At 62.9% G+C, this 24,647-nt stretch carries 19 protein-coding genes; 15 read left to right on the top strand and 4 right to left on the bottom strand.

Features of this window, described 5'->3' with window-relative positions:
* The first annotated feature begins 50 nt into the window (after positions 1–50).
* From H7A19_18860 to lptB, 5 genes are read left to right on the top strand one after another with little or no spacing between them, the layout of a single operon-like run.
* Positions 51–1,058 (top strand): KpsF/GutQ family sugar-phosphate isomerase, encoded by a 1,008-nt coding sequence (locus H7A19_18860; GenBank protein MCP5476895.1) that lies wholly within the window; start codon positions 51–53, stop codon positions 1,056–1,058.
* Positions 1,058–1,603, top strand: coding sequence for a hypothetical protein (locus H7A19_18855; GenBank protein MCP5476894.1), 546 nt, complete (start codon positions 1,058–1,060; stop codon positions 1,601–1,603). Before H7A19_18860 ends, H7A19_18855 begins: the two co-directional genes overlap by 1 nt.
* Complete coding sequence (lptC, locus tag H7A19_18850; GenBank protein MCP5476893.1) at positions 1,600–2,175, top strand: LPS export ABC transporter periplasmic protein LptC; 576 nt, start codon at positions 1,600–1,602, stop codon at positions 2,173–2,175. The genes H7A19_18855 and lptC overlap by 4 nt, the downstream gene beginning before the upstream one ends.
* Entirely contained in the window at positions 2,150–2,755 is a 606-nt protein-coding gene (lptA, locus tag H7A19_18845) for a lipopolysaccharide transport periplasmic protein LptA (protein MCP5476892.1), read from the top strand. Before lptC ends, lptA begins: the two co-directional genes overlap by 26 nt.
* A 6-nt stretch (positions 2,756–2,761) precedes the next feature.
* Entirely contained in the window at positions 2,762–3,481 is a 720-nt protein-coding gene (gene lptB, locus H7A19_18840; protein MCP5476891.1) for an LPS export ABC transporter ATP-binding protein, read from the top strand.
* A gap of 403 nt (positions 3,482–3,884) precedes the next feature.
* Here the strand turns inward: lptB and mnmA are convergent, their stop codons facing one another.
* Entirely contained in the window at positions 3,885–5,000 is a 1,116-nt protein-coding gene (mnmA, locus tag H7A19_18835) for a tRNA 2-thiouridine(34) synthase MnmA (GenBank protein ID MCP5476890.1), read from the bottom strand.
* Between the two features lie 310 nt (positions 5,001–5,310).
* Positions 5,311–5,763, bottom strand: coding sequence for an NUDIX hydrolase (locus H7A19_18830; GenBank protein ID MCP5476889.1), 453 nt, complete (start codon positions 5,761–5,763; stop codon positions 5,311–5,313).
* Between the two features lie 105 nt (positions 5,764–5,868).
* On the opposite strand from H7A19_18830, the gene clpS reads away from it, so the two are divergent.
* Both clpS and clpA read left to right on the top strand, forming a co-directional pair.
* A complete protein-coding gene (gene clpS, locus H7A19_18825) occupies positions 5,869–6,195 on the top strand; it encodes an ATP-dependent Clp protease adapter ClpS (protein MCP5476888.1) in 327 nt (108 codons plus the stop codon).
* A 100-nt stretch (positions 6,196–6,295) separates the two neighbouring features.
* The gene (clpA, locus tag H7A19_18820; GenBank protein ID MCP5476887.1) at positions 6,296–8,575 is read left to right on the top strand and encodes an ATP-dependent Clp protease ATP-binding subunit ClpA; all 2,280 of its coding nucleotides are present in this window, start codon (positions 6,296–6,298) and stop codon (positions 8,573–8,575) included.
* Between the two features lie 264 nt (positions 8,576–8,839).
* On the opposite strand, the gene infA is transcribed toward clpA, so the two are convergent.
* Entirely contained in the window at positions 8,840–9,058 is a 219-nt protein-coding gene (infA, locus tag H7A19_18815; GenBank protein ID MCP5476886.1) for a translation initiation factor IF-1, read from the bottom strand.
* A gap of 381 nt (positions 9,059–9,439) precedes the next feature.
* Between infA and H7A19_18810 the strand changes: the two genes are divergently transcribed.
* The 7 genes from H7A19_18810 (at position 9,440) to H7A19_18780 (ending at position 16,439) form a co-directional block, all read left to right on the top strand.
* Positions 9,440–9,997: a thermostable hemolysin gene (locus H7A19_18810; GenBank protein ID MCP5476885.1), complete on the top strand. Its 558-nt coding sequence runs from the start codon at positions 9,440–9,442 to the stop codon at positions 9,995–9,997.
* On the top strand, positions 9,994–11,442 hold the full coding sequence (locus H7A19_18805) for an AMP-binding protein (protein MCP5476884.1): 1,449 nt from the start codon (positions 9,994–9,996) through the stop codon (positions 11,440–11,442). The genes H7A19_18810 and H7A19_18805 overlap by 4 nt, the downstream gene beginning before the upstream one ends.
* Before the next feature lie 8 nt (positions 11,443–11,450).
* Positions 11,451–12,125 (top strand): iron-containing redox enzyme family protein, encoded by a 675-nt coding sequence (locus H7A19_18800; protein MCP5476883.1) that lies wholly within the window; start codon positions 11,451–11,453, stop codon positions 12,123–12,125.
* On the top strand, positions 12,122–12,928 hold the full coding sequence (locus H7A19_18795) for an SDR family oxidoreductase (protein MCP5476882.1): 807 nt from the start codon (positions 12,122–12,124) through the stop codon (positions 12,926–12,928). The genes H7A19_18800 and H7A19_18795 overlap by 4 nt, the downstream gene beginning before the upstream one ends.
* A gap of 49 nt (positions 12,929–12,977) precedes the next feature.
* Entirely contained in the window at positions 12,978–13,595 is a 618-nt protein-coding gene (locus tag H7A19_18790) for a hypothetical protein (protein ID MCP5476881.1), read from the top strand.
* Positions 13,596–13,973: 378 nt separating this feature from the next.
* On the top strand, positions 13,974–15,161 hold the full coding sequence (metB, locus tag H7A19_18785) for a cystathionine gamma-synthase (protein MCP5476880.1): 1,188 nt from the start codon (positions 13,974–13,976) through the stop codon (positions 15,159–15,161).
* A gap of 357 nt (positions 15,162–15,518) precedes the next feature.
* Complete coding sequence (locus tag H7A19_18780; protein MCP5476879.1) at positions 15,519–16,439, top strand: MBL fold metallo-hydrolase; 921 nt, start codon at positions 15,519–15,521, stop codon at positions 16,437–16,439.
* A 455-nt stretch (positions 16,440–16,894) separates the two neighbouring features.
* Here H7A19_18780 and H7A19_18775 read toward each other — a convergent pair whose 3' ends face one another.
* Positions 16,895–18,496, bottom strand: coding sequence for a peptide chain release factor 3 (locus H7A19_18775; GenBank protein ID MCP5476878.1), 1,602 nt, complete (start codon positions 18,494–18,496; stop codon positions 16,895–16,897).
* A gap of 881 nt (positions 18,497–19,377) precedes the next feature.
* Between H7A19_18775 and H7A19_18770 the strand changes: the two genes are divergently transcribed.
* On the top strand, positions 19,378–24,345 hold the full coding sequence (locus H7A19_18770) for a proprotein convertase P-domain-containing protein (GenBank protein ID MCP5476877.1): 4,968 nt from the start codon (positions 19,378–19,380) through the stop codon (positions 24,343–24,345).
* Positions 24,346–24,647: the final 302 nt, after the last annotated feature.

The raw sequence follows: 24,647 nt of genomic DNA, 5'->3' as shown, positions 1-24,647 counted from the left end.
TCGGAAGCCGCTCGAATAGAGAATCGAACAGTTTAACGGCTGGAAACTGCATGAATGCCATTGTTTCACGGTCGGCCAATGGTCTGCCGTCTGCCGCGATCGCTGATGCCGGTCGCCGAGTCATCGAAATCGAGGCCGCGGCCATCGGCGCCCTGGCAGCGCGTGTCGATGGCGCCTTCACCCGTGCCTGCCAGCTGATGCTGGATTGCGAGGGCCGGGTGGTCGTCAGTGGCATGGGCAAGTCCGGGCACATCGCCCGCAAGATTGCGGCTACGCTGGCCAGCACCGGCACGCCGGCCTTCTTCGTGCATCCGGCCGAGGCCAGCCATGGCGATCTCGGCATGATCACCCCCAAGGATCTGGTGCTGGCGCTGTCCAACTCGGGTGAAACTGACGAGTTGCTGATGATCCTGCCGGTGGTCAAGCGCAAGAATGTGCCGTTGATTGCCATGACCGGCAACGAGCGCTCCAGCCTGGCACGCCAGGCCGATGTGCATCTGGACGTGGCCGTCAGCGAAGAAGCCTGCCCGCTCGGGCTGGCGCCCACCGCCAGCACCACGGCGGCGCTGGTCATGGGCGATGCCCTGGCCATTGCCCTGCTGGAAGCCCGCGGATTCACTTCAGACGACTTTGCCGCGTCGCATCCGGCCGGGCAGCTCGGGCGGCGCCTGCTGGTGCACATCAGCGATGTCATGCATACCGGCAAGGACATCCCCCGGGTCACGCCCGAAGCCAGCGTGACCGAGGCCTTGATGGAAATGTCGCGCAAGAATCTCGGCATGACCGCGATCGCCGATGCCGACGATCGCCTGGTCGGCGTGTTCACCGATGGCGATCTGCGACGCACGCTCGACGATGAGCGGGTGGATCTGCGGGCAACGCCGGTGTCGAAACTGATGTCGCCCAATCCGCGCACCATCAGTGCCGACAAGATGGCGATCGAGGCCGCGCAGATGATGGAAGCGCACAAGATCAATGGCCTGCTGGTGGTCAACGAGGACGGACGCCTGGTCGGCGCGCTGAATTTCCATGATCTGCTGCGGGCCCGCGTGATCTGATGAGCACGCCGGAAGCGCAGCTGGCCAAACGCGCAAGCGCCATCCGTATCGTCGGCTTCGATGTCGACGGCGTACTCACCGACGGTCGTCTGCTCTACGGCAATGACGGGTCCGAGGCCAAGGCCTTCCATGTCCATGATGGGCTGGGCCTGAAGCTGCTGCAGCAGGCGGGCATCATTACCGTGGTCATCAGCGCCCGTGCCAGCGCCGCCACCGAGCGCCGCTTGGGCGAGCTGGGTGTGGCCCATGTGCACCTGGGTGTGCGCGACAAGATGCCGCTGTTCGAGCAGATTGCCCGGGATCAGGGCCTGAGCTGGAATGACGCCGCCTACATGGGTGACGATCTGCCGGATCTGGGCATCCTCAGCCGCGTGCATCTCCCGGCTACCGTGGCCGAGGCGTCGCCCGAGGTGCTGGATCGTGCCCTCTGGGTGGCGGGCAAGCCCGCCGGCGGTGGTGCGGTGCGAGAATTTGCCGAACTGCTGCTGCGCTCGCAGGGCAAGTTCGAGGCGCTGCTCGCGCCTTATCTAGGCGCTGCGCCGTGACGCCTGAACGCGGTCGACTGTGGGCGGTCGTGCTGCTGCTGACCTCGCTGGCCAGTTACGGCCTGATCCGCTGGTTTGCGCCGGAGCCGCCGCCGGCGCCGGCAACGGCCAATGCACGTCAGGACAACGAGATCCGCACGGTTGAGATGCGCGTCTACGACGATCAGGGCAAGCCCAATCTGGTACTGATCAGCCCGCGTATCAGCAGCCCGCGGCGCAGCGACGAGTATCTGATCGAATCGCCCCTGTTCGATGTGGTCAGCGCCGACGGTGCCCGCTGGAACGGAAAGTCGCTGACCGGACGGCTGGATGTGGCCAGGAATCGGCTGTGGCTGGAGCAGCAGGTGGTGCTGGAGGGCACCAAGGCCGAGCGTGCGCCGGTCACGATCCGTTCGGAACACATCGAATTCGGCATCGACGAGCGCGTCGCCAGCAGCGATGATGCCGTCGAAATCATCAGTCCCGGAAGTGAGATCAAGGGCGTTGGCCTGCGTGCCGATCTCAAGCAAGATCGCTTCCTGCTCCGTAGCCAGGTGGAAGGTGAATATGTTCCGAAACGCAAACGTTCCTGATCTTCGCGGTGTCGCCCTGCTGTTGCTGGCGGCGAGCAGTCCGCTGGCGGCGCTGGAATCCGACCGCGAACAGCCGATGCAGATCAACTCGGACCGGTTTGAAGCTGGCATGGATACCAACACCACGGTGTTGACCGGCAATGTGCGCATCGTCCAGGGCTCGCTGGTGGTCAAGGCGGCACGGGCCGACATCACCCAGGACAAGGGCGAGGTGTCGCGGGCACTGCTGACCGGCGCACCCGCCACACTCAAGCAGACCATGACCGGCGGCGGCGAGCTCAATGCCAGCGCCAGCACCATCGACTACAAGCTGGCCGAGGAGTCGGTTGATCTCAGCGGCAACGTGATTCTGGAACGGCCTCAGGGCACGCTGCGTTCAGAACGCGTCACCTATTCGGTCAAGACCGGTCGACTGGCGGCCGGTGAGGGCGTCAGCGGTGGCGTGCAGCTGGTGATACCGCCGAAGGCACCCAAGCCGGCGGATGCCGACAAGGCCAAGGACGAAGCGCCCAAGTCCGGAATGGTGCTGCCGATGCCGGACGCAAGTCCCGCATTCGCTCGCAACGATCAGGTTGGCTAAGCGCGCATGCTGGTGGTCGAATCGCTGAGCAAGCGCTATCGCGGCCGCGATGTGGTCCGCGGTGTGTCCTGTCATTTGAGCGTGGGCGAAGTCGTTGGTCTGCTCGGGCCGAATGGTGCCGGCAAGACCACCTGCTTCTACATGATCGTTGGCATGATCGCCGCCGATCACGGTCGCATCGAGCTCGACGGTCGTGACATCACGCCGCTGTCGATGTCTGACCGCGCCCGCATGGGCATCGGTTATCTGCCGCAGGAGCCCTCGGTATTCCGGCGCCTCAGCGTCGAGGACAATCTGCTGGCGGTGCTGGAGATGCGCAAGGATCTGACCAAGCGCGGCCGCACCGTGGTGCTGGAGTCCCTGCTCGAAGAGCTGCAGGTCACCCATCTGCGTGGACAATTGGGGCAAAGCCTTTCCGGCGGTGAGCGCCGCCGCGTCGAGATCGCCCGGGCGCTGGCCGCCAAGCCACGCTTCATCATGCTCGACGAGCCCTTTGCTGGCGTCGATCCGATCTCGGTCGGCGAGATCCAGGAAGCCATCGACCACCTCAAGCAGCGTGGCATCGGCGTGCTGATCACCGATCACAATGTGCGCGAAACCCTGGACATCTGCGACCGCGCCTATGTGCTCAACGCCGGCCAGGTGCTGGCCGAAGGCAGCCCCAAGCAGATCCTGGCCCACCCCAAGGTGCGCGAGGTCTACCTCGGCGACAAGTTCCGCCTGTAAGCACGCCCCCTGTGGGAGCGGACTTCGTCCGCGATTGCCCGCGCCGCCTGTGGGAGCGGACTTCGTCCGCGATCGCCCGCGCCGCTTGTGAGAGCGGATTTCGTCCGCGATCGCCTCGCCGCCTGTGGGAGCGGACTTCGTCCGCGATCGGTAGGAGCGACCTCGCGTCGCGACCGGTCTTGCCTCGCGAAAACCGGGAAACGAGGTGGGCTGCAGTCAAGATCCTTTCGCAGAGAACGCAGAGGAAAAGCAGAGAGAACACTCAGAAAGGCAGAGGCAATCGTTGTTTTCTCTGCGTTCTCCGCGTGTCTCTGCGTTCTCCGCGTTGAATGCCTTTCGTCGCGAATTCGCGCACGCACTGCTGCGATTGGACCGCGGGACTGGTCGCGACGCAAGGTCGCTCCTACACGGCCGGCAAGCCGCCCAGATAGCCATCGCTCAGCGCAATCACGCCGCCGCCCAGGCACACTTCGCCCTGGTAGAAGACCACCGACTGGCCGGCGGTGATCGCGCGTTGTGGCTGGTCGAACTGCACCTCGACGGTGCCGAAAACCGGATCCATTACCCGCACCAGGCAGTCCTGATCCTGCTGTCGATAGCGAATTCTGGCGGTGCAGCGAAACGCAGTGGATGGTGCTTCGCCCGCGATCCAGTTGACGGCCTCGGTCTGCAGGCGCTGGCCGTAGAGGGCCGGGTGGTCGCCCTGGACCACGATCAAGGTGTTGTCGGACACTGATTTGGCCGCCACGAACCAAGGCTCGCCGCTGCCACCCTTGCGGCCGCCGATATTGAGGCCGCCGCGCTGGCCGACAGTGTAGAAATGCAGTCCGCGGTGCTCGCCGATGAGTTCGCCCTCGGGCGTGCGCATGGGGCCGGGATCGGGCGCCAGATAACGGGCGATGAAGGGGTCGAAATTGCGTTCGCCGATGAAGCAGATGCCGGTGGAGTCACGCTTGGCGTGGGTAGGCAAGCCGGCCTCGGTAGCGAGGCGCCGCACCTCGGGCTTGGCCAGATGGCCGATCGGGAATTCGGCCACGCCCAGCTGTTGCTGATCCAGCGCATGCAGGAAATAGCTCTGATCCTTGTTCGAATCGGCGCCGCGCAAGAGTTGAACCAGGCCGTTGCGCTGACGGAGCCGGGCGTAGTGGCCAGTGGCGATGCGCTCGTAGCCCAGGTCCTCGGCATGCTCCACAAAGGTCTTGAACTTGACCTCGCGGTTGCAGAGGATGTCTGGATTCGGGGTGCGCCCGGCCTTCAGTTCAGCCAGGAAGTGCTCGAACACGCCGTCCCAATACTCGGCCGCGAAGTTGCGACCGTGGAAGGGAATGCCCAGCAGCTCGGCAATGGCACGGGCATCTGCGGCATCGGCTTCGGCGGGACAGACGCCGCTGGCATCGTCCTCTTCCCAGTTCTTCATGAACAAGCCGCCGACCTCGCGGCCGGCCTGCTTCAACAGCAAGGCGGTCACCGAGGAATCGACGCCCCCGGATAGGCCGACCAATACGCGCGGGCTGTTCATCGGTTGACGGCTGTCGGTTGTCGGTTGCTGGAAGGCAGGGCCGCAGCGCGGAACCCACGCAGCGGATTCCGCCAACCCGACCCGCGAGAATCCTGCCAAGGTGGAATCGCCTGCGGCGCTTCCACCTTACGTTCCTGCACGCAGCTGCCCCGACGCACATGCCTGCTCAGCCGCGGTTCGATGGCGTGGCCGTTGTCCTGCTGCTTCGCCGATGGCGGAATCCGCCTGTGTGAGCGTGTCGCACAAGCAGATGATCTCGTGGGCGGGTTCCGCCCTACCGACAACTGACAACCGGCAACCGACAACCGCTTCACCGTACCGGCTCCACAATCTGCTCCAGCGGCCACAGACGGCCTTGCTGGTGATCGTCGATGCAGCGCAGCACCAGTGGGCTGCGATGGGCGATGGCACCGCTGGCGAGCTCGGCGCGGGTCATCCAGTGCGTGCGCAGGATGTCGGTGTCCAGAGCGCGCTCTGGATGGTGCCGGAGCGGGTGGCAGAGGAAGGCCATGCGCACATAGTGCACGTGGGGCAGAACCAGCTGGTAGATGCCGATCAGTCCCGCCGGCTCCACATCCCAGGCGCTCTCCTCCAGGGTTTCCCGGATCACGGCGGCGATCAGGGTTTCGCCGGGATCCAGGTGGCCGGCGGGCTGGTTGAGCACGGTCTGGCCCTCGCTGCGCTCCTCGACCAGGAGATAGCGATCGCCATCGGGCACAATGGCGGCTACGGTGATGCGCGGCAGCGAAATCTCGGGAGTCATCTTCGTTGGCTGAAGGTCTGAAGTGCACACTGACCGGCGACAGGCGGTTCAGCTGGATATACTGTCTAGCATCTAGTGTATGCAGCGGATGCGCAATCTGACGCCATGAGCGAGGACTCTAAAACCGATCTGCGCGACGATCAGGACCTGCTGGTCCAGGAATCGCGTCCGGAACTGGAAAAGCCACCGATGTTCAAGGTGGTGATCCTGAACGACGACTACACGCCGATGGAGTTCGTGGTCATCGTGCTGGAGACGTTTTTTGCCATGTCGCGGGAAAACGCGACCCGTGTGATGCTGCATGTGCACACCCAGGGCAAGGGCGTGTGCGGCGTGTTCACACGCGACGTGGCAGATACCAAGGTGGCCCAGGTCAACGCTTTCTCCCGTGCCCATCAACATCCCCTGATGTGCGCAATGGAAGAGGCCTGACAAGGGAGTGAACGGTCACATTAGTCACGCTTGATTTCAGGTATTTGCGGGGCCATGTGGTAGAAACACTAAGCGCAAGGCGCAGAAGGAGCAGACGTCCATGTTCAGCAAGGACCTGGAACTGACCATCAGTCAGAGCTACAAGGAAGCTCGGGCGAAACGGCATGAATTCATGACCGTCGAGCATCTGTTGCTCGCGCTGATCGAAAATCCCTCTGCGGCCCAGGTGCTCAAGGCCTGCGGAGCCGACCTCGGCAAGCTCTCCGATGAGACCCGTTCGATCATCGAAGAGACCGTGCCAATGTTGCCGGCCGATGACGAGCGCGACACCCAGCCCACGCTGGGCTTCCAGCGCGTGCTGCAGCGGGCTGTCTACCACGTGCAGTCCTCGGGCAAGAAGGAGGTAACCGGCGCCAATGTGCTGGTGGCCATCTTCGGCGAGAAGGACTCGCACGCGGCCTATCTGCTGCAGAAGCAGGACATCACCCGGCTGGATGTGGTCAATTACATTTCCCACGGTATTGCCAAGATTCCGCAGGATCCGGTGCGCGGCGAGTCCGGTGGTGATCGCGAGGCCGATGGGGCCGGCGAGGGCGAGAAGCAGAGCGCCCTGCAGGCCTATGCCAGCAACCTGAACGAGCAGGCGCGCCAGGGCAAGATCGACCCGCTGATCGGCCGCGCCGACGAGATCGAGCGCACCATCCAGGTGCTCTGCCGTCGTCGCAAGAACAATCCGCTGTACGTGGGCGAGGCCGGCGTCGGCAAGACCGCGCTGGCCGAAGGCCTGGCCAAGCGCATCGTCGATGAAGACGTGCCTGAAGTGCTCAAGGATGCGGTGATCTTCTCGCTGGATCTGGGCGCGCTGGTGGCCGGCACCAAGTACCGCGGTGATTTCGAGAAGCGTCTCAAGCAGGTGGTTGCCGAACTCAAGCGCATTCCCAAGGCCATTCTGTTCATCGACGAGATCCACACCATCATCGGTGCCGGTTCGGCCTCGGGCGGGGTCATGGATGCCAGCAATCTGATCAAGCCGCTGCTGGGCTCCGGTGAGATGCGTTGCATCGGCTCCACCACCTTCCAGGAATTCCGCGGCATCTTCGAGAAGGACCGGGCACTGACCCGGCGCTTCCAGAAGATCGATGTGGTCGAGCCGACCATCGCCGACACCATCGAGATCCTGCGTGGTCTGAAGTCACGCTTCGAGGAACATCATCAGGTCGAGTACGCGCCGGAAGCGCTGAAGGCCGCGGTGGATCTGTCGGTCAAGCATATCCACGACCGCTTCCTGCCGGACAAGGCCATCGATGTCATCGACGAGGCTGGCGCCCGCCAGCGCCTGCTCACCGAGGACAAGCGCAAGCGTGTCATCGATACCGAGGAAGTCGAGTACATCGTGGCCAAGATGGCGCGGATCCCGGCCAAGCATGTGTCAGCCTCCGACAAGGATGTGCTGCGCAATCTCGACCGCAACCTGAAGATGGTGGTCTTCGGTCAGGAAGAGGCCATCGATGTGCTCACCGCCGCGATCAAGATGTCGCGTTCGGGTCTGGGCGATCCCAACAAGCCGATCGGCTCCTTCCTGTTCGCAGGCCCCACCGGCGTCGGCAAGACCGAGGTCACGCGCCAGCTGGCGATGATCCTCGGCATCGAACTGATCCGCTTCGACATGTCCGAGTACATGGAAGCGCACACGGTGTCGCGCCTGGTCGGCGCACCTCCGGGCTATGTCGGCTTTGATCAGGGCGGATTGCTGACCGAGGCGGTAACCAAGCATCCGCATGCGGTATTGCTGCTCGATGAGATCGAAAAGGCGCATCCGGATGTGTTCAACCTGCTGCTGCAGGTGATGGACCGTGGCGTGCTCACCGACACCAACGGTCGGGAAGCCAATTTCCGCAATGTGGTGCTGGTGATGACCACCAATGCCGGCGCCTCACAGGCAGCGCGGCGGAGCATGGGCTTCGTTGAGCAGGATCATTCCACCGATGCGATGGAAATCATCCGCCGGGGCTTCACGCCCGAGTTCCGCAATCGGCTAGACGCCATCATCCAGTTCACGGCGCTTGATCGCGCCACCATCCTGCGCGTGGTCGACAAGTTCATCATAGAACTGGAGTCGCAGCTGGCCGACAAGCATGTGGCCTTGAGCGTGGACGAAAGCGCCCGAGGCTGGTTGGCCGACAAGGGTTTCGACCCGCAGATGGGTGCCCGGCCGATGGCTCGCGTGATCCAGGATCACATCAAGCGCAAGCTGGCGGACGAGCTGCTGTTTGGCGCACTGGTCGGTGGTGGCAAGGTGACGGTGGCCATGCTCGATGAGCAGTTGTCGGTCACCACCGAAGCCGCAGCCCCGGAAGCAGCTGACGCGGCCGTGGTGTAGCTGCGACAAGGTCGAGCAAGCTCCGGCTCCGGTAGAGCGGAGCTTGCTCCGCTGCTTTGGCTGGGCTTGTGCTGCTGCCGGGCTTTGGTGGATCCAGACTTGTCTGGACGCTTTTGCTCAGCCTGGGGGAGAGGGTCCAGACAAGTCTGCATCTGCCAAGATCGCGCAGACCCTGCCGCGCCACCCTGCCGAGCAAGCTCGGCACTACAAGAGCCTCGCACAGCGCTGCTCTGATGGAGCGGTGCTTGCGCTGCTGCTGGGGAATTACTTCTGCCTGAAGGTGATGCGACCCTTGCTCAGGTCGTAGGGGGTCATCTCGATCTTGACCTTGTCGCCGGTCAGGATGCGGATGTAGTTCTTGCGCATACGACCGGAAATGTGGGCGGTAATGACATGCCCATTCTCCAGCTGCACGCGGAACATGGTGTTGGGCAGGGTCTCGAGGACCGTGCCTTCCATCTCGATATGATCTTCTTTGGACATTCGGGGTATCACAGGGCCAGATGGGCTCAAGGCCGCGCATTCTGCCCGAAGCACCGGCACACCGCCAGCGACGCTGCTCTAATCTTGTTCATCTCTCCAGTTTTCCCCGGCCAAAAGACACCGCCAGGCTGTACTGCGGTCATCCAGCCTCGGGTTGCGGACAGAGCTCATTCATCGGCGCTTTGCACCCAGGCCCCGAAACAACGCCGGTTAACCCCCGCTTTACCCTCCCTTAGCTACTGACTAACTATTCACTAAGTCCGGCTTAAGCACCGCTACCTAGCTTGAGGGCCATCAGCGAGCGGAGACGCGAAGATGGATGGGGGCGGGGCGTGCAGCGGTATCCGAGTGGCCGCCGAAAGCGGAGTTGGGCAACCAGCCTTGCTGGAGCAAGTGGATGGCCGTCATCCCTTGCGGGCCCGCGCCGAGCATTTCATCGCCGATCGCTATCGCCAGAGCTATGGCGCTGAAGTGGCCAGCTTCATGCCTTTTCTGCTGGCGATGTTGGATGCCGACGGAAACATTCAGGCTGCCGCCGGCTTGCGCTGCGCCGGGCAGGGCCCCTTGTTTGCCGAACAGTACCTGGACGCGCCAGTGGAATCGCTGTTGTCGGAGCGTTTTGCGTCACCGGTAGCGCGATCACAGATCGCGGAAGTCGGCCATCTGAGCGGCGTGGGCAACGGCGCTGGCAGACGATTTTTCCCGCTGATTGCGGCCTATCTGCAGAGCATCCATCTCGATTGGGCCGTGTTCGTGGCCACCGCACCCTTGCGGGAGTTGTTCGCCCGTATCCAGCTTCGTCCGCTGGCGCTGGCACCGGCAAGGGCCGAGCGACTGGGATCCATGGCCCCCGCCTGGGGCAGCTATTACCAGCATGATCCATGGGTGATCGGCGGTCCCTTGCATCTAGGCCAGCACCTGCTGACGGCCCGCCCATGAACCTGATCGATCACCTGCGGATTCAGGCCAGGGTGCAACCCACGGCGATCGCTGCGATCGACGCGACCGGAACCTGGAGTCGGGAGGCCTTGTGGTCGCGGGTGCAGCGAATCGCCGAATTGCTGCAGCACCTGGATGTCAGGCGAGTGGCCAGCCGACTCGACAACAGCGTGGAGGCCGTGGCCGTGGATCTGGCCTTGCGCCTCATCGGCGCCGTGCATCTGCCCCTGCCGCCCTTCTTCACTGAAGCGCAGGTACAGCACGCGCAATCGATGGTGGGCGCCGACGTTTGCATCAGTCCACGCCGGGAGGCGAGGGCGATCGACCTTGGCGCCGGGTTGTACCTGCATCCCTTGCAGGTACCGGAGGCCATGCCGGTGATGCCATCGGCGACCGCGCTGGTGACTTTTACCTCCGGCAGTACCGGCGCTCCCAAGGGCGTCTGCCTGGCCGCCGAGCACCTTGATGCGGTGGCCATGGCCGTCGTCGACGCGCTGGTGGGCCAGATACCCCAGCGCCATCTGAGCCTGATGCCACTGGCAGTGCTGCTGGAGCAGGTGGCAGGTGTCTATGCAGCACTGTATGTCGGCGCGCCCATCGTACTGCCGGGTCTGGCCGAGACGGGCTTGATCGGTGCAGCGCAGCTGGATGCTGGCCGTCTGTGCGCGTGCATCGACCGTCACCGGCCGCAAAGTCTGATTCTGGTGCCGCAGATGCTGCAGGCCTGGGTGGCGGCGCTGGCGCAAGGCGGCAGCGCCCCCGATTCGCTGCGTTTCTGTGCCGTGGGCGGTGCTCGGGTCAGTGGCCGATTGCTCGATGCGGCAGCCGGTCTGCCGGTTTTTCAGGGCTATGGCTTGAGCGAGTGCGGATCGGTGGTCAGCCTGAATCGTCCCGGCGCCAATTGCCCCGGCAGCGTGGGGCAAGCGCTTCGTCATGTGCGTCTGGAAGTCGATGCCGATGGTGAGATTCTCATCGGCGGGAGCCAGTTTCTGGGCTATGTGGGCGAGCAGGGTGAGCGCCCGCCCATCTATCGCAGCGGGGATCTCGGCCATGTCGATGAACAAGGCTATGTCTGGCTAGACGGGCGGCGGCGCAATGTCTTCATCACCGCCTTCGGTCGCAATGTCTCGCCGGAGTGGGTCGAGAGCGAGCTGATGCAGCACCCGGACATCGCCCAGGCCGTCGTCGATGGCGAAGCCCGCGAATTCAATAGTGCCGTTGTGGTGCCGCGCCGACCGGATCTGTCCGAGGTCGCGCTGGATCTGGCGATTGCAGAGGTCAACCGCGGGCTGCCCGACTATGCCCGGGTCAGCCGTTACCTGCGTGCCGATGAGCCCTTCCTGCCCGGAAACCAGCAGCTGACGGGCAACGGCCGGGTACGTCGCGATGTGGTGCTGGCGCGTTATGCCGAAGCGCTCGAAGTCTTCCATACCCAAACCCAGTGAGAGGATCCATGGCCTTTTACGCCGAATTGTTGAACGACACTGCTGCAGAGCGGGCGCGCCTGCAGAGCCTGCCCATCATTCAAGACGCCCTCAGCGGTCGGGTCACGCTGAGCGAGTACCAACGCTTTCTGGTAGAGGCCTATCACCACGTCAAGCACACGGTGCCGCTGATGATGGCTTGTGGTGCGCGCCTGCCGGAACGACTGGAATGGCTGCGTGAGGCCCTGACCGAGTACATCGAAGAGGAATACGGCCACCAGGAGTGGATTCTCGACGACATCGCGGCCTGTGGCGGTGACGTCGCCAGCGCTCGCAGCAGTGTCCCGTCGGCAGCCACGGAACTCATGGTGGCCTATGCCTACGACACCATCATGCGCGGCAATCCGGTCGGATTCTTCGGCATGGTGCTGGTGCTGGAAGGCACCAGCACGGCGCTGGCTACCCATGCGGCAAAGGCCCTGGGCGAGCATCTGGGCGTGGACAGAAAGGCGCTGCGATATCTGAGCTCGCACGGGCAACTCGATCAGGAGCACATCGGCTTCTTCGAGGGCCTGATGGAGCGGCTCGATGATGCCGGCGATCGGGCAGCGGTGACCCGCGCGGCGCGCATGTTCTATCGATTGTACGGGGCCGTGTTCGAGTCCATACGCGACGCCGCGCCGGCATTTGCGGAGGCCGCATGAACCTGGAACAGCGGTGTTTTCTGATCACCGGTGCCACCGGAGGCATTGGTGGTGCCCTGGCGCGTGCTCTGGCCGAGCGTGGAGCGCTTCTGCGCGTCCACGGACGCAGCCCCGAACGGATGACGGCACTGCTGAAATCGCTGCCGGGTGAGACCCGCTCGCTGCTGGCCGATCTGACAAGCCAGGAGGGACGGGCCGAGCTGCTGCGCTTCGCGGCCAGCGACGGCGGCATCGATGCGGCGGTCCTGAATGCGGCGGGCGGTCATTTCGGCCTGTACACCGACATGCAGCCGGCACAGATCGAACATCTGCTCTGCACCGATCTGCTCGCGCCCATGCTGTTGACGCATGGGTTGTTGCCGCAGCTATCGGCGCGCCCCCAGGGCGCGCTGGTGATGATCGGTTCCACACTGGGCCAGATCGGCCATCCCGGATTTGCTGCCTATGGCGCTGCCAAGGGTGGATTGCGAACCTTTGCCGAAGCCCTGACGCGGGAATTGGGCGCGCAGGGCCCGCGCCTGCTCTGGGTGTCACCCCGCAGCACCCGAACGGCCATGAACAGCGCCGCCGCGCGCGCCATGAATGCCGAGTTGAATGTCGCCGAGGATCCGCCGGAGGCTGTGGCCGCGGCCATCGTTGATGCGCTGGAGCGGGATCGACCACGGGTGCAGATGGGTCTGGCCGAGAACGTCTTTGTGCGCCTCAACGCCGTCCTGCCGGCGCTGGTGGATCGCGCCATGTCCAGCAAGCTCTCGACCATCCAGCGGCACGCCCGCAATGCTCAACCACAAACCCAATCGTGAACGGAGATCCATCATGAACCACAAGACAACCGGCAAGCGGCATCTGCTCATGCCCCTGCTGCTGGGCCTGTGCGCCGCACCGGCGTTCGCCAACATCAGCGATGAACTTGCGCCCTTGCAGCAGCGTTGGGCCGAGGTGCAGTACCAGACGCCCGAGAAGGCCCGCGCCGACGCCTTCGAGCAACTCGCCGGCGAGGCCGAACAGCTGGTTCAGCGCCATGCCGATGCCGCGGAGCCGCTGATCTGGCAGGGCATCATCCTGTCGACCTGGGCCGGTGCCAAAGGGGGGCTCGGTGCGTTGGCCCTGTGCAAACAGGCCCGGCAGAGTCTGGAAGCAGCGATCAAGATCAATCCGGCGGCGCTCGATGGCTCGGCCTACACCAGCCTCGGCAGCCTCTATTACCAGGTGCCCGGCTGGCCAGTGGGCTTCGGTGACGATGACAAGGCCGAGGAATTGCTGAGAAAGGCGCTGGCGCTGGCGCCTGACGGCATCGACGCCAACTTCTTCTACGGCGACTATCTGATGGACCAGGGCCGCTATGGCGAAGCCGTGACCGTGCTTGAGCACGCGGCAGCAGCAGCGCCGCGACCAGGGCGCGAACTGGCTGACCAGGGGCGTCAGGCCGAGATCCAGGCCAAATTGGCCAAGGCACGCGCCAAGCTCTGATGCGTGAGCACAACGCTGGCTTTGCTCTTCTGAAGGAGCGCCCTTGCGGCGCGACCGTTGCCACGGACGTGCGCCTGGCCGGTCGCGACGCGAGGTCGCTCCTACGGGCGAGGTCGGCCGGTCGCGACGCGAGGTCGCTCCTACGAGCGAGGTCGGCCGGTCGCGACGCGAGGTCGCTCCTACGGGCAAGGTCGGTTGGTGGGCAGTTTCGGGTCGAAACAGGTGGCTGACAACGACTTCACCACCGTTGAAAAGTCCTATGGAAACACGCTGCCGGTGTCTGCCCGCATCTTCGATTCCGGATGTAGAGACGTCTAGACGTCCAGACGTCCATATGGTTATGCTCTGGCCCACGCCCTTCAACGCCGGAGTCCGCCCGTGAGCAGCTGTAGCCAAACCACCAACGCCGTCCGCGCCGCCATCGACAGTGATCGTGCTCATGGCGCCATCGTGCCGCCGCTGTGCCTGTCCAGCAATTTCAGCTTTGCCGGATTCGCCGAGCCGCGGAAGTACGACTACACGCGTTCGGGCAATCCCACCCGCGATGCGCTGGCCGAGGCCCTGGCGGAGCTGGAGGGCGGTGCTGGTGCTGTGGTGACCTGCACCGGGATGGCAGCGGTGACGCTGGCCCTGCAGCTGGTGCCCGAGGGTGGGCTGCTGGTGGCGCCGCACGACTGCTACGGCGGTACCTGGCGGCTGTTCGATACGCTGGCGCGGCGCGGTCGCTTCCGTCTGAAACTGATCGATCAGGGTGATCTCACCGCAGTCGAGGAAGCCTTCGCGGAGAAGGTCGATTTGTTCTGGATTGAAACGCCGAGCAATCCCCTGCTGCGCGTAGTCGACATCGCCGAACTGGTCGATCTGGCGCACCGCAACAGCACGCGCGTGCTGGTCGACAACACCTTCCTGTCGCCGCTGTGGCAGCGGCCCCTGGATCTGGGCGCCGATCTGGTGCTGCACTCGACCACCAAATACCTCAACGGTCACAGCGATGTGGTCGGCGGTGCCATCATCAGTCGCGACCGGGCCCTGCACGAGGAACTGGCCTGGTGGAACAACGTCCTTGGCCTCACCGGCGCCCCATTCGACAGCTATCTGACGCTGCGCGGTCTGCGCACCCTGGCGGCGCGGCTGCGCGTGCATGCCGAGAACGCCCTGGAGCTGGCACGCACGCTGGCAGCGCATCCGGCGGTGGAACGGGTGTACTTCCCGGGTCTGGAAGACGACCCGGGTCACGCCCTGGCCAAACGCCAGCAGCGCAGCTTTGGCGCCATGCTGAGCTTCGAGTTGCGCGGCGGCGAAGCCCAGGTGCGGGCGCTGCTCGACGGCTTGCGCTGCTTCTCGCTGGCCGAATCGCTGGGAGGCGTGGAGAGCCTGATTGCCCATCCGGCCACCATGACCCACGCCTCGATGACGGCCGAAGCCCGCGCCGTGGCCGGAATTTCGGATCGATTGCTGCGCGTATCGGTGGGCATCGAGGATGTGGTCGATCTGAAAGCCGATTTGCTGGCCGGCCTGGATCGCGCCGCGGCCGTTGCCGACAGCCAGTTGCGCAAGGCCGCCTGAGGGTTTGGCGCATCGCCGAAGAGCGTTTTTGTCCGCAAAGGACGCAAAAAAGCGCGAAGGAAAGCTGTTTTTTGCAGACGATGATCAAATTAATGTAGGTCATGTTGGCCGCGAAGCGGGCTATGTGACGCTGGGGTCACCGGCGCAAGGTGACTCACGGCAAGATTCCGCATGGAGCCTCGGTGATCGGTCATTCGGAATTCGCCGTTCCCGAGATATTCAATGGTCCCAAATAGAGCTAGAGACTCGATCGAGATCAACCGCTCTACTTTGCGACCTTTGCGTTCTTTGCGGACAAACGCCCTTTCTTGAAAACCGCGGGCCTGATCTACTCCAACAAGAACAGGAGGGCAGGGCATGAAACACCCCTGGCGTTGGTTGATTCTGGTGCTCGTTGTCGCACTCCTGGGCCTGGCGTATGCCGCGCTCTGGCAATCGCCAACGCCCAGACCCGGTGGCTATGCCATTGATCTGCCAGAGATTCGCGCATTCGCTGCGGACTCGGTCGGGCCGGTCGAGATTCGTGCCATCGAAGTGGCGCGAACCCCGGTACCGCGTGGCGGCATGATTGCCGGCGAATCGCTGTTCGCCAAACAGCCGATCGTGGTGCTCAGCTATCAATTGGTCTACGTCGACGGCAGCACGGTCATGGTCGACACCGCCCATGACCTCAGTCTGCACCAGCGCAATTTTGACCCCAACGGCTTCGGCTTCAACCAGCAGGCCTTCGATCAGATGCAGCAGGCCATGCGGGCGGCGAAGTTGATCCTGGTGACACACGAGCATCTGGACCATCTCGGCGGCGTGGCGCAGTCGCCATTCCTGGCCGAAATCGCGCCCAAGGTGTTGTTGACCCATGCGCAGGCGACCGGCCCCACGCTCTCGCACGTGGGCTTCAAGCCGGGAGATCTGGAGCGCCTCAATCGGGTGGATCTACGCGCGCCGATGTTGCCCGCGCCGGGCGTCGTACTCATTCCCGCGCCCGGGCACTCCACCGGTTCACAGCTGATCTATGTGCGCCGCGCTGACGGCCACGAGTTTCTGTTTGTCGGCGACATCGCCTGGGATGCCGATGCCATCCGCCGGGCCACCGGCCGGCCTTATGTGGTCAGTCACTACATGCTGCGGGAGGACCGCCAGGCCGTCGCCGATCAGTTGCTGGCTCTGCAGCCGCTGTTGGCCGAAGGCGAGGTCACGCTGATCGTCGCCCACGATGAGGCGCAATACCGGGATTTGCTCAAGCAGGGTCTGGTCGTCGACGGCTTGAAGTTACCCTGAGCGCGTTGGATCGTTGTCGGTTGTCGGTTGTCGGTTGTCGGTTGTCGGCTGACCGTGCGCAATGCCGCTCCCGCCTTCTGTGGGAGTCCTGGTCGCCCCTGGCGGTGCGCTTTGCCCGCATCAAACAGGGGCGTCATTGCGAGCCACCTGGATCGGCCTGAAACTGCCCACGGACCATGACCTCCCGGCGTCATTGCGAGCCACCTGTATCGGCCGGATGCTGCCCACCGGCCATGAACCCGCCGTCGTAGGTCATGTTGTCCGCGTCAGCGGACTACGTGACATCGAGTTGCGTCACGTAGCTCGCTACGCGAGCAACGTGACCTACAAGAGCAAATCAACAACTTACGATATGGGTTCATGGAGAGCGCAGCGAAGCAATCCAGAATCGCGCCCTGAGAAGCACTGGATTGCTTCGTCGCTGCGCTCCTCGCAATGACGCCCTGATGGGGATGCTACATCTCCACCGGCTGCGCATGCTCCTTGGTCGCGGCAAAGCGCAGCTTGGGATAGCGCTCTTCGGTCAGCTGCAGATTGACCCGGGTCGGTGCCAGATAGACCAGCGCACCCGAGGCATCGCGGGCCATGTTCTGCATGGTCTTGGATTCCATGTCCTCGATCGACTTGGCGTCGTTGCCGATGATCCAGCGGGCGGTATGGATCTGGGCCGGCTCGAACAGGCAATCGACGCCGTATTCGTCCTTGAGCCGGTAGGCCACCACATCGAACTGCAGGGTGCCGACAGCGCCCAGGATCAGGTCGTGGCCCAGCAGCGGTTTGAAGAACTGGGTAGCCCCTTCCTCTGACAACTGGGTCAGGCCCTTCTGCAACTGCTTCAGGCGCAGCGGGTCGCGCAGTCGGGCGCGGCGAAACAACTCGGGCGCAAAGTTGGGGATGCCCGTGTACTTGAGCATCTCGCCTTCGGTGAAGGTATCGCCGATCGACAGCGTGCCGTGGTTGTGGATGCCGAGAATGTCACCCGGATAGGCGCATTCGGCAATCTCGCGGTCGCTGGCCATGAAAGTCAGCGCATTGGCGACACGGAACTCCTTGTTGGCGCGCACGTGCCAGGCTTTCATGCCCGATTCGTAGCGCCCGGAACAGACCCGGAAGAAAGCCACGCGATCGCGATGCTGCGGATCCATGTTCGCCTGGATCTTGAACACGAAACCACTGAACTTGTCTTCCAGCGGATCGACCGTGCGCGTTTCGGTGGCACGCGGGCGCGGCGAGGGTGCGTGTTCGACAAAGAAATCGAGCAGCAGCTGCACGCCGAAATTGTTGATGCCCGAGCCGAAGAACACCGGCGCTTGCTGGCCGGCGAGGTAAGCCTCGCGGTCAAAGGGATGTGAGGCGCCCTGCACCAGTTCCAGTTCGTCCTTGAGTTCGGCCAGCACCTGGGCACCCAGACGTTCGGCCAGTCCCGGCGCATCCAGCCCCTTGAAGATGGTTGAATCCTGCCGCGTGAAGTTCTTGCCGGGCTCGAAGATGTGCACCTCATCGAGCAGCATGTGATAGACGCCCTTGAGTCTGGAGCCCATGCCGATTGGCCAGGTGATCGGTGCGCACTGGATGCGCAGCACGCTCTCGATCTCGTCCAGCAGTTCGATAGGCTCTCGGCCCTCTCGGTCGAGCTTGTTGATGAAGCTCATGATCGGCGTGTCGCGCAGCCGGCAGACATCCATCAGCTTGATGGTGCGTTCTTCCACGCCCTTGGCACAGTCGATCACCATCAGCGCCGAATCGACCGCCGTCAGCACCCGATAGGTGTCTTCGGAAAAGTCGGCATGACCCGGCGTATCCAGCAAGTTGATGATTCGCCCGGCGTACGGAAACTGCATCACCGAGGAGGTCACCGAGATGCCGCGCTCCTTCTCCAGCGCCATCCAGTCCGACGTGGCATGCCGCGCCGCCTTGCGCGACTTCACCGAGCCCGCCATCTGGATCGCTCCGCCGAACAGCAGCAGCTTCTCGGTCAGCGTGGTCTTGCCAGCGTCCGGGTGCGAAATGATCGCAAAGGTACGGCGGCGCCGGGTTTCGCTCAGGTGGTCGGACATGCAGGGCGGCTGCCAGGGTCAAAAGGCCGTGGATTGTAGTGGTGATGTACAGGTGGCGGCCAGTCCGGCTCTTAGGGTCTGGTCACGGCGTGGCCCGCGAACATTCATTGTGGCGCAGCGCTGGCTCAGGTCGATGTCTTGGCGTGATTCATTGTCGAACTGGCTCCCAGTCGGCATGGTGTCAAGGCGGTGTCATTTTTCGCCGGCCTTTCATGCAAACAATCGAATCTATTATTCGATGCATTGTCACTTTCGGGTGTCAGTCGCTGCTCTGTCAGCTACCCTAATGGCAGTTGCGAGGCAGCGTTTGTTGCTGCCGGGAGCGATCTGCCCCGGACAAACCAGGGTGAATTCGGCTGCGCGTTCCAATAGGTGATCCCTGCGTAGGCGCCAAGTATCGCGGCGACGGGCTTTCAATGGCCGCTGATCTGCGCTCAAGCAAATTGCTTCAGGCCGAACGCACGTAGCGATCATCAGGCTAGTGCTCGCCGGGTGTTGCTGATGGAACCTTGCAGTCGATGAACCTTGGGCATGAAAGAGGGCTTTTGATGATTGGCAAACAACACCTCGTTTCCGCTGACACCAGGCGCTCGGAACCTTCCCACTTGGCCAAAGGTTTGAAATTCAAGTCAACAGGCGCTCGATGTCCCAATCCCAGGCGGAATGGCAAGGCGATGTGGTGGTGTGCCGTGTTGCTCAGCCTAATGCTTCTCGCCATGGGATTGGTTCAGTCGGCTGCGGCGCAGACTTTTGCAGGATCCGGCGTTGGCCCAATACCGGACGGCGGCGCGGGACCAGCCGCATACGGCAGTCCTAGAGATGTGAGCTTCCCGGTCTCCGGAGTTACTGGATCGCTCACGAACATTTCCCTGTCGATCTCCTTGAGCCACACTTATATCGGTGATTTGGATGTCGTGCTCACGTCACCTGATGGCATCACGAGTTTTGTGATCTTCAGTCGGGTTGGTGCGACAAGCTCAGCTTCCGGAGGGGACAGCTCCAATCTCATTGGCACTTATGAATTTTCCGATTCGGCAGCCAACAATCTGTGGACTGCGGCCACATCCAGCTGCGGGAACAATTGCACGATTACTCCGCAAGCCTATCGGACGTCGGCTGCCGGAGGCTCTGGTTCAGGAGCCGTGACCAATTTTACCTCAGCATTCGCGAGTCTGACGTCTGCAGAGATCAACGGCACGTGGACTTTGAGATTTCGCGACGGTTGGGGTGGTGATGCCGGCTCGGTCTCGGCAGCCTCCCTGACGCTGACCACACCACCGCCTCCGCCGGGTCCACCTGCAATCACCAGCGCTGACGCGACCAGCTTCGCAGAAGTCGAATTGGGCGCGTTTACTGTGGTGGCAACCGGTACCCCCACGCCCATTTTGTCAATGACCGGCACATTGCCCGCCGGTGTGACCTTCACGCCAGCGACGGGACTCTTGACAGGGGTCCCGGCAGCAGGCACCGCCGGTGTCTATCCTCTGGTTTTCACCGCGGCAAATGGCACCCCGCCCAACGCCACCCAAAATTTCACGCTGCTGGTCACCCCGGCAACAGCGACCGGCGGCGTCATCCACACTTACGAGAACTCCAGTGTCACTGGGATTCCTGACAACGGCTGTCCGACCCCAGTGACGCACGAGTTTGTTGTCGCCGACACCTTCAATGTCGGTGCCCCGGCAACAATCAGCATAGGAGTTGAAATCACCCATCCGCGTCGATCGGACCTGAGGCTGATCTTGCAGGCGCCCGATGGCGCAACTCTGGTGCTACAGAACACGGGTTCCGGTGGAGCTTCGGCCAACCTCAACGTGATGTATTCCACCAACGTGGACGAGGGCAATCCCATAGACGACAGCGATGCGGATCCCACGAGTGTTGCCGGTGGTAGCGTTCACTATCGTCGCCTGGTGGCCGCAGCTGATCTCAGCACTCTCTACTCTGGCCCAGCCAATGGGATCTGGAGACTACGGGTTTGCGATGGCGCGGCAGGGGAAACGGGTTCCATCATTCGCTCACGACTGGTGCTGATCGATGCGACAGCCACTGCCGACACAGGCGTTTGCGGTAGCCAATCCAGCTACGACTGGGGGTCCGGCACCGATGGCGATCCCTTTGTTTCTGCCACCGTGGCTGGCATTACCATCACGGAAACCAGTAACAGCGGTGAGCCACCGGGTGACAGTCTCAGCAGTTATTTTGTTTCGACCGGCACTCAGGGCGGCCATCTCGGCTACTACAGCTACCGCATGGATACGACCGGCGACACCGAATTGTCAGCTGAGCGCACTACGTTCGAATTCTCCACGCCCGTGGTGGGCTTGAACTTCGAACTGGGTGATGTCGACTGGAGTGGCGGATATGAGGACTACACCCGGGTGGAGGCGATCGGGCCCGACGGCAACCCGGTCCCCTACCAGATCAGTCTGGTTGACACTGCGGATACGGCGTTGGCGGGTGACTGGGCAGAATCTGATATTGGCGTCAATTTCGATGTCAACAACGGCAATGTCAGGTATCGCTTCGAGTCGCCGGTAAGCTCTCTGAGCACCATTTATGCCCAGGGTAATGAACCCAACGCCGAATCAGTGGGTCAGTTTGTAGCACTGACGGACTTCAATTTCTGCGGATTCGATTATGGCGATGGGCCGTCATCGTACGGAACCACCACCGCGAGTCATGGTCTTGGAAATCGAGCCCAGTTGTACATTGGCAGCGTCCCGCCAGATGGCGAAACTGCAGCTGGCGAACCCGGCGGTGGCATGAGTGCCGCAGCAACCGGCGATGGTGTAGATGAGGCGAGTTTGACTTTCCTTCCGTACGAAGCTGCCCCGCTGAGCATGACCTGTGGTGGCTACACGACGGCACCTGGCGACTATTGCCAGAGCATCGAAGTGACCAATGCGCTTACCACTTCCGCTCAATTGGTCGGGTTCATCGATTTCAATATCGATGGCGATTTCGATGATCCGGGAGAGCGCTCTCTACCCGATCTGGGAGGATCAGGTTTTGCGGGGGCCAGCGACGGCACCTGGGACACCGGAAACATCGGGCCCGGCACGGAATTCCAGCGTGCGCCTCAGGCGACTTCCGTAGTGCTGGTTTGGAGCGGTTTTGCCGCACCCACTACCGATCAGACCGTTGCGCGGTTCCGGATTACCACCGACCCCAGCTTTTTCAACAACGCCTTGCCGCCGTCCCCTACAGCGGCCGTCAGCAACGGTGAAATCGAGGACCATGTGCTGGCAGCGGGCACATTGCCGGTCACGCTGTCCTACGTCGATGTCAGTCGCGTAGATGCGCAACATCTGCGTGTGGAATGGTCTACGGCCACCGAAAGCGGCACCATGGGCTATCGAATACTCCAGCAGAGGGGAAGCGGCTTTACCGCGCTGGATGAGTCCCTGACGCCCAGTGAGCGGCTGTCCTCGACCCGTCCGAGTGATTACCAGGTAACGCTCAGATCAAGCTCGGATGCGCCTGTCTATCTGGAAGAAGTGGCTGCAAACGGCAAGACGGAGCGTTTTGGTCCCTACAGCGTAGGCGGCAGTTCGGGGGCGCGTCAGGAACTGCTCGAAGCACCTTGGGCACAGTCAAGGGCAGAACTTGAGGCTTACGCTGCCATCGATTCCAGTGCTCGCCGACAGCGCGCATCGCAGCGCGGTCAGGGCCATGCCGTTGAAATTCTGGTCACGAATTCTGGTTTGCAACGAGTCTCAGTGGCTGAACTCAGCGCACAAGGTCTGGATGTCGTCGGTCAACCCGCTAGCGCACTGCGGCTCAGCCAGGGTGATCAAGCCGTGCCTGTGCGTGCATCCAATGATCAGATCCTCAGCGCCGACAGCTATCTCGAGTTCTATGGTTTCGCCGTCACCGGCAGTCTTTACAACAAGACTCGACCCTATCGCCTGGAGCTTGCTGCCGGCGGTGCCGAGTGGCGCACTGTGCCGGCTGCACCGCTGGCCGGCCTGTCCATGCGCGAAGGTCGACGGGTGGTGACACTGGATGCCGATCGCTACTACGACCCGACGTCTCCCAACGGCGACCCGTGGTACTACGACGAAATTACGCGCACCGGCGCCAGCGCGACGCGCCAGTGGAATCTGACGATCAACGATCCCGTCGTCGATCAATCGGCTCGGCTCAGACTTTCGCTCTGGGGAGGTTCCAGTTATCCCGATCTCGCAAACGATCATCGTTACCGCATATTCCTCAATGGCCTGCCGCTCGCGGAAGGCAGCTTCGACGGCATTCAGTCGCACCAGCCTGAGTTCAGCGTTCCGGCGGGTCTGCTGCAACCCGGCAGCAACGCCATCAAGATCGAGTTATTGCCCACCGGTGGGCAGATTGATCGCATCTACGTAGATGCGATCTCCATCGTCCATCAGGCACACCTGATCGCCGAAAATGGGGAGTTGCAGCTTGCCTTGAGCGAGGCAGTGCGAGTGCCCGATGGCATCTTCGGATCAGCCTTTGAAGAGAGTCCCAGTCTGCGACCTGCATGCGGTAGTGGTTGTGAACAGATCGAGGCGGCCGGTTTTTCCAGCAATGACGTGCTCGCCTTGCAGCTCACAGACGTAGGTCCGGTGGAGCTGACCAATCTGGGCTGGACGGAACGGAAGGGCCAATGGACCGTCAAACTGAGGCCCCTGTACCTCGGTGGCGGCGATGGTGCCGCCGAACTGGCTGGCACCGTGGTATTGGCTGAACGGGCTGGCGCTCATATTCCTCAGGTTCGGCCGGCGCTGGCACTTGAGCACCCGATGCTCGGTGGCCAGGCCGATCTGCTGATTGTCAGCAGCGCGAGGTTTGCCGCGTTGACTGACCCGCTGGTGACAGCTCGCCGAGCCGAAGGTCTGCGCGTCCGCGTGGTAGAGGTCGCGCAGATCTACGAGCACTACAGCGCCGGCGTGGTTGATCCTGCAGCAATAAAATCATTCGTGGCCGATGCCTATCGCCAGCTTTCAACCCGCTACCTGCTGCTGGTTGGTGGCGATAGCTACGACTATTTTGACCAGTTGGGTCTGGGCAGCGTCAGCGATGTGCCGACGATCTATCAGCGCACCCATGAATTTGTCAGCTTTGCCCCGGTCGACAGCGCCTATGGCGATATCGACGGCGATGGCAATCCAGAGCTGGCCGTGGGCAGATTGCCGGCACGTACCGCAGCCGAACTCGAAAGCATGATCGAAAAAGTGCTGCAGCCGCTGCCGGCGAACCCCTATACGCTGGTATTTGCCGCAGAGCGCGAGAATCAGGCCGAGGGCATCAACTACGCCGCGGATTCAGACCGCCTGATCGCTGCCCTTGGTTCATCATGGCAGGCCAGCGCTGCCCGTGTTTACCTGGATCAGTACGCCCAGACTTCCATGGGCACCGCGGCAGCGCGCGGTGATCTGCTCAGTCACATCAATCAGGGCGCCAATTGGGTGAGCTTCTATGGCCATGCTTCGCCGGCCACCTGGTCGCGCGAAGTCTTGCTGCAAGGCTCACAATTGGACGGGCTTCTCGCGAATGCCGGCAGGGCGCCGCTGGTGACCGAGTTTGGCTGCTGGGGTGGATATTTCGTCGAGCCCAGCTACACCACCATGAACCACGCCTGGTTGCTTACCCCGGGCCGTGGAGCGAGGGCGATGATCGCCTCCAGTTCACTCACCGAATCCAGCAGCGACCGCGCCATCGCCGATGCTCTGGTAGCAGAACTGGCCCAGCCGGGCGTGCGCCTGGGCGATGCGCTGGTCAATGCCAAGCGCGCCGTCTGGACCGCCGCGCCGGAAATGCGCGACGTCATTCTGGGCATGTCGCTCTTTGGGGATCCAACGGCGCGGTTGGTCTTGCCGGACTGAGAGGGCATGGTTTCCGAATGAAGAAACGAGTCTCAAGCGCGACCGTGGATTTGGGCGCATACTTCGGCCGCCCGCCGCCCCGAGGGATCCGTGGCTTTGAAGGTCCGTCCCCGGTTTCGGACGGAAGGCGCCTGCCGCGCCGCGGCTACCAGTCGTTGACGCGTGGCTAGGGCTAGGAACTGCGCATGGTGCCTGCCGCTCATGCCTCTTGGCTCGCATACCTGCGTACTTGCCTGTCTGGAGGAGCGCTGGCGGATGTTCCTGCAGAGAGAAAAAATCGCTACACTGCTGCGGTAGTGCTG

The sequence above is a fragment of the Rhodanobacteraceae bacterium genome (assembly GCA_024234055.1).
In the GTDB taxonomy this organism is placed as follows: domain Bacteria; phylum Pseudomonadota; class Gammaproteobacteria; order Xanthomonadales; family SZUA-5; genus JADKFD01.
Note: the sequence above shows the minus strand (reverse complement) of the source record. Positions and strands in the feature narration are given on the sequence as shown.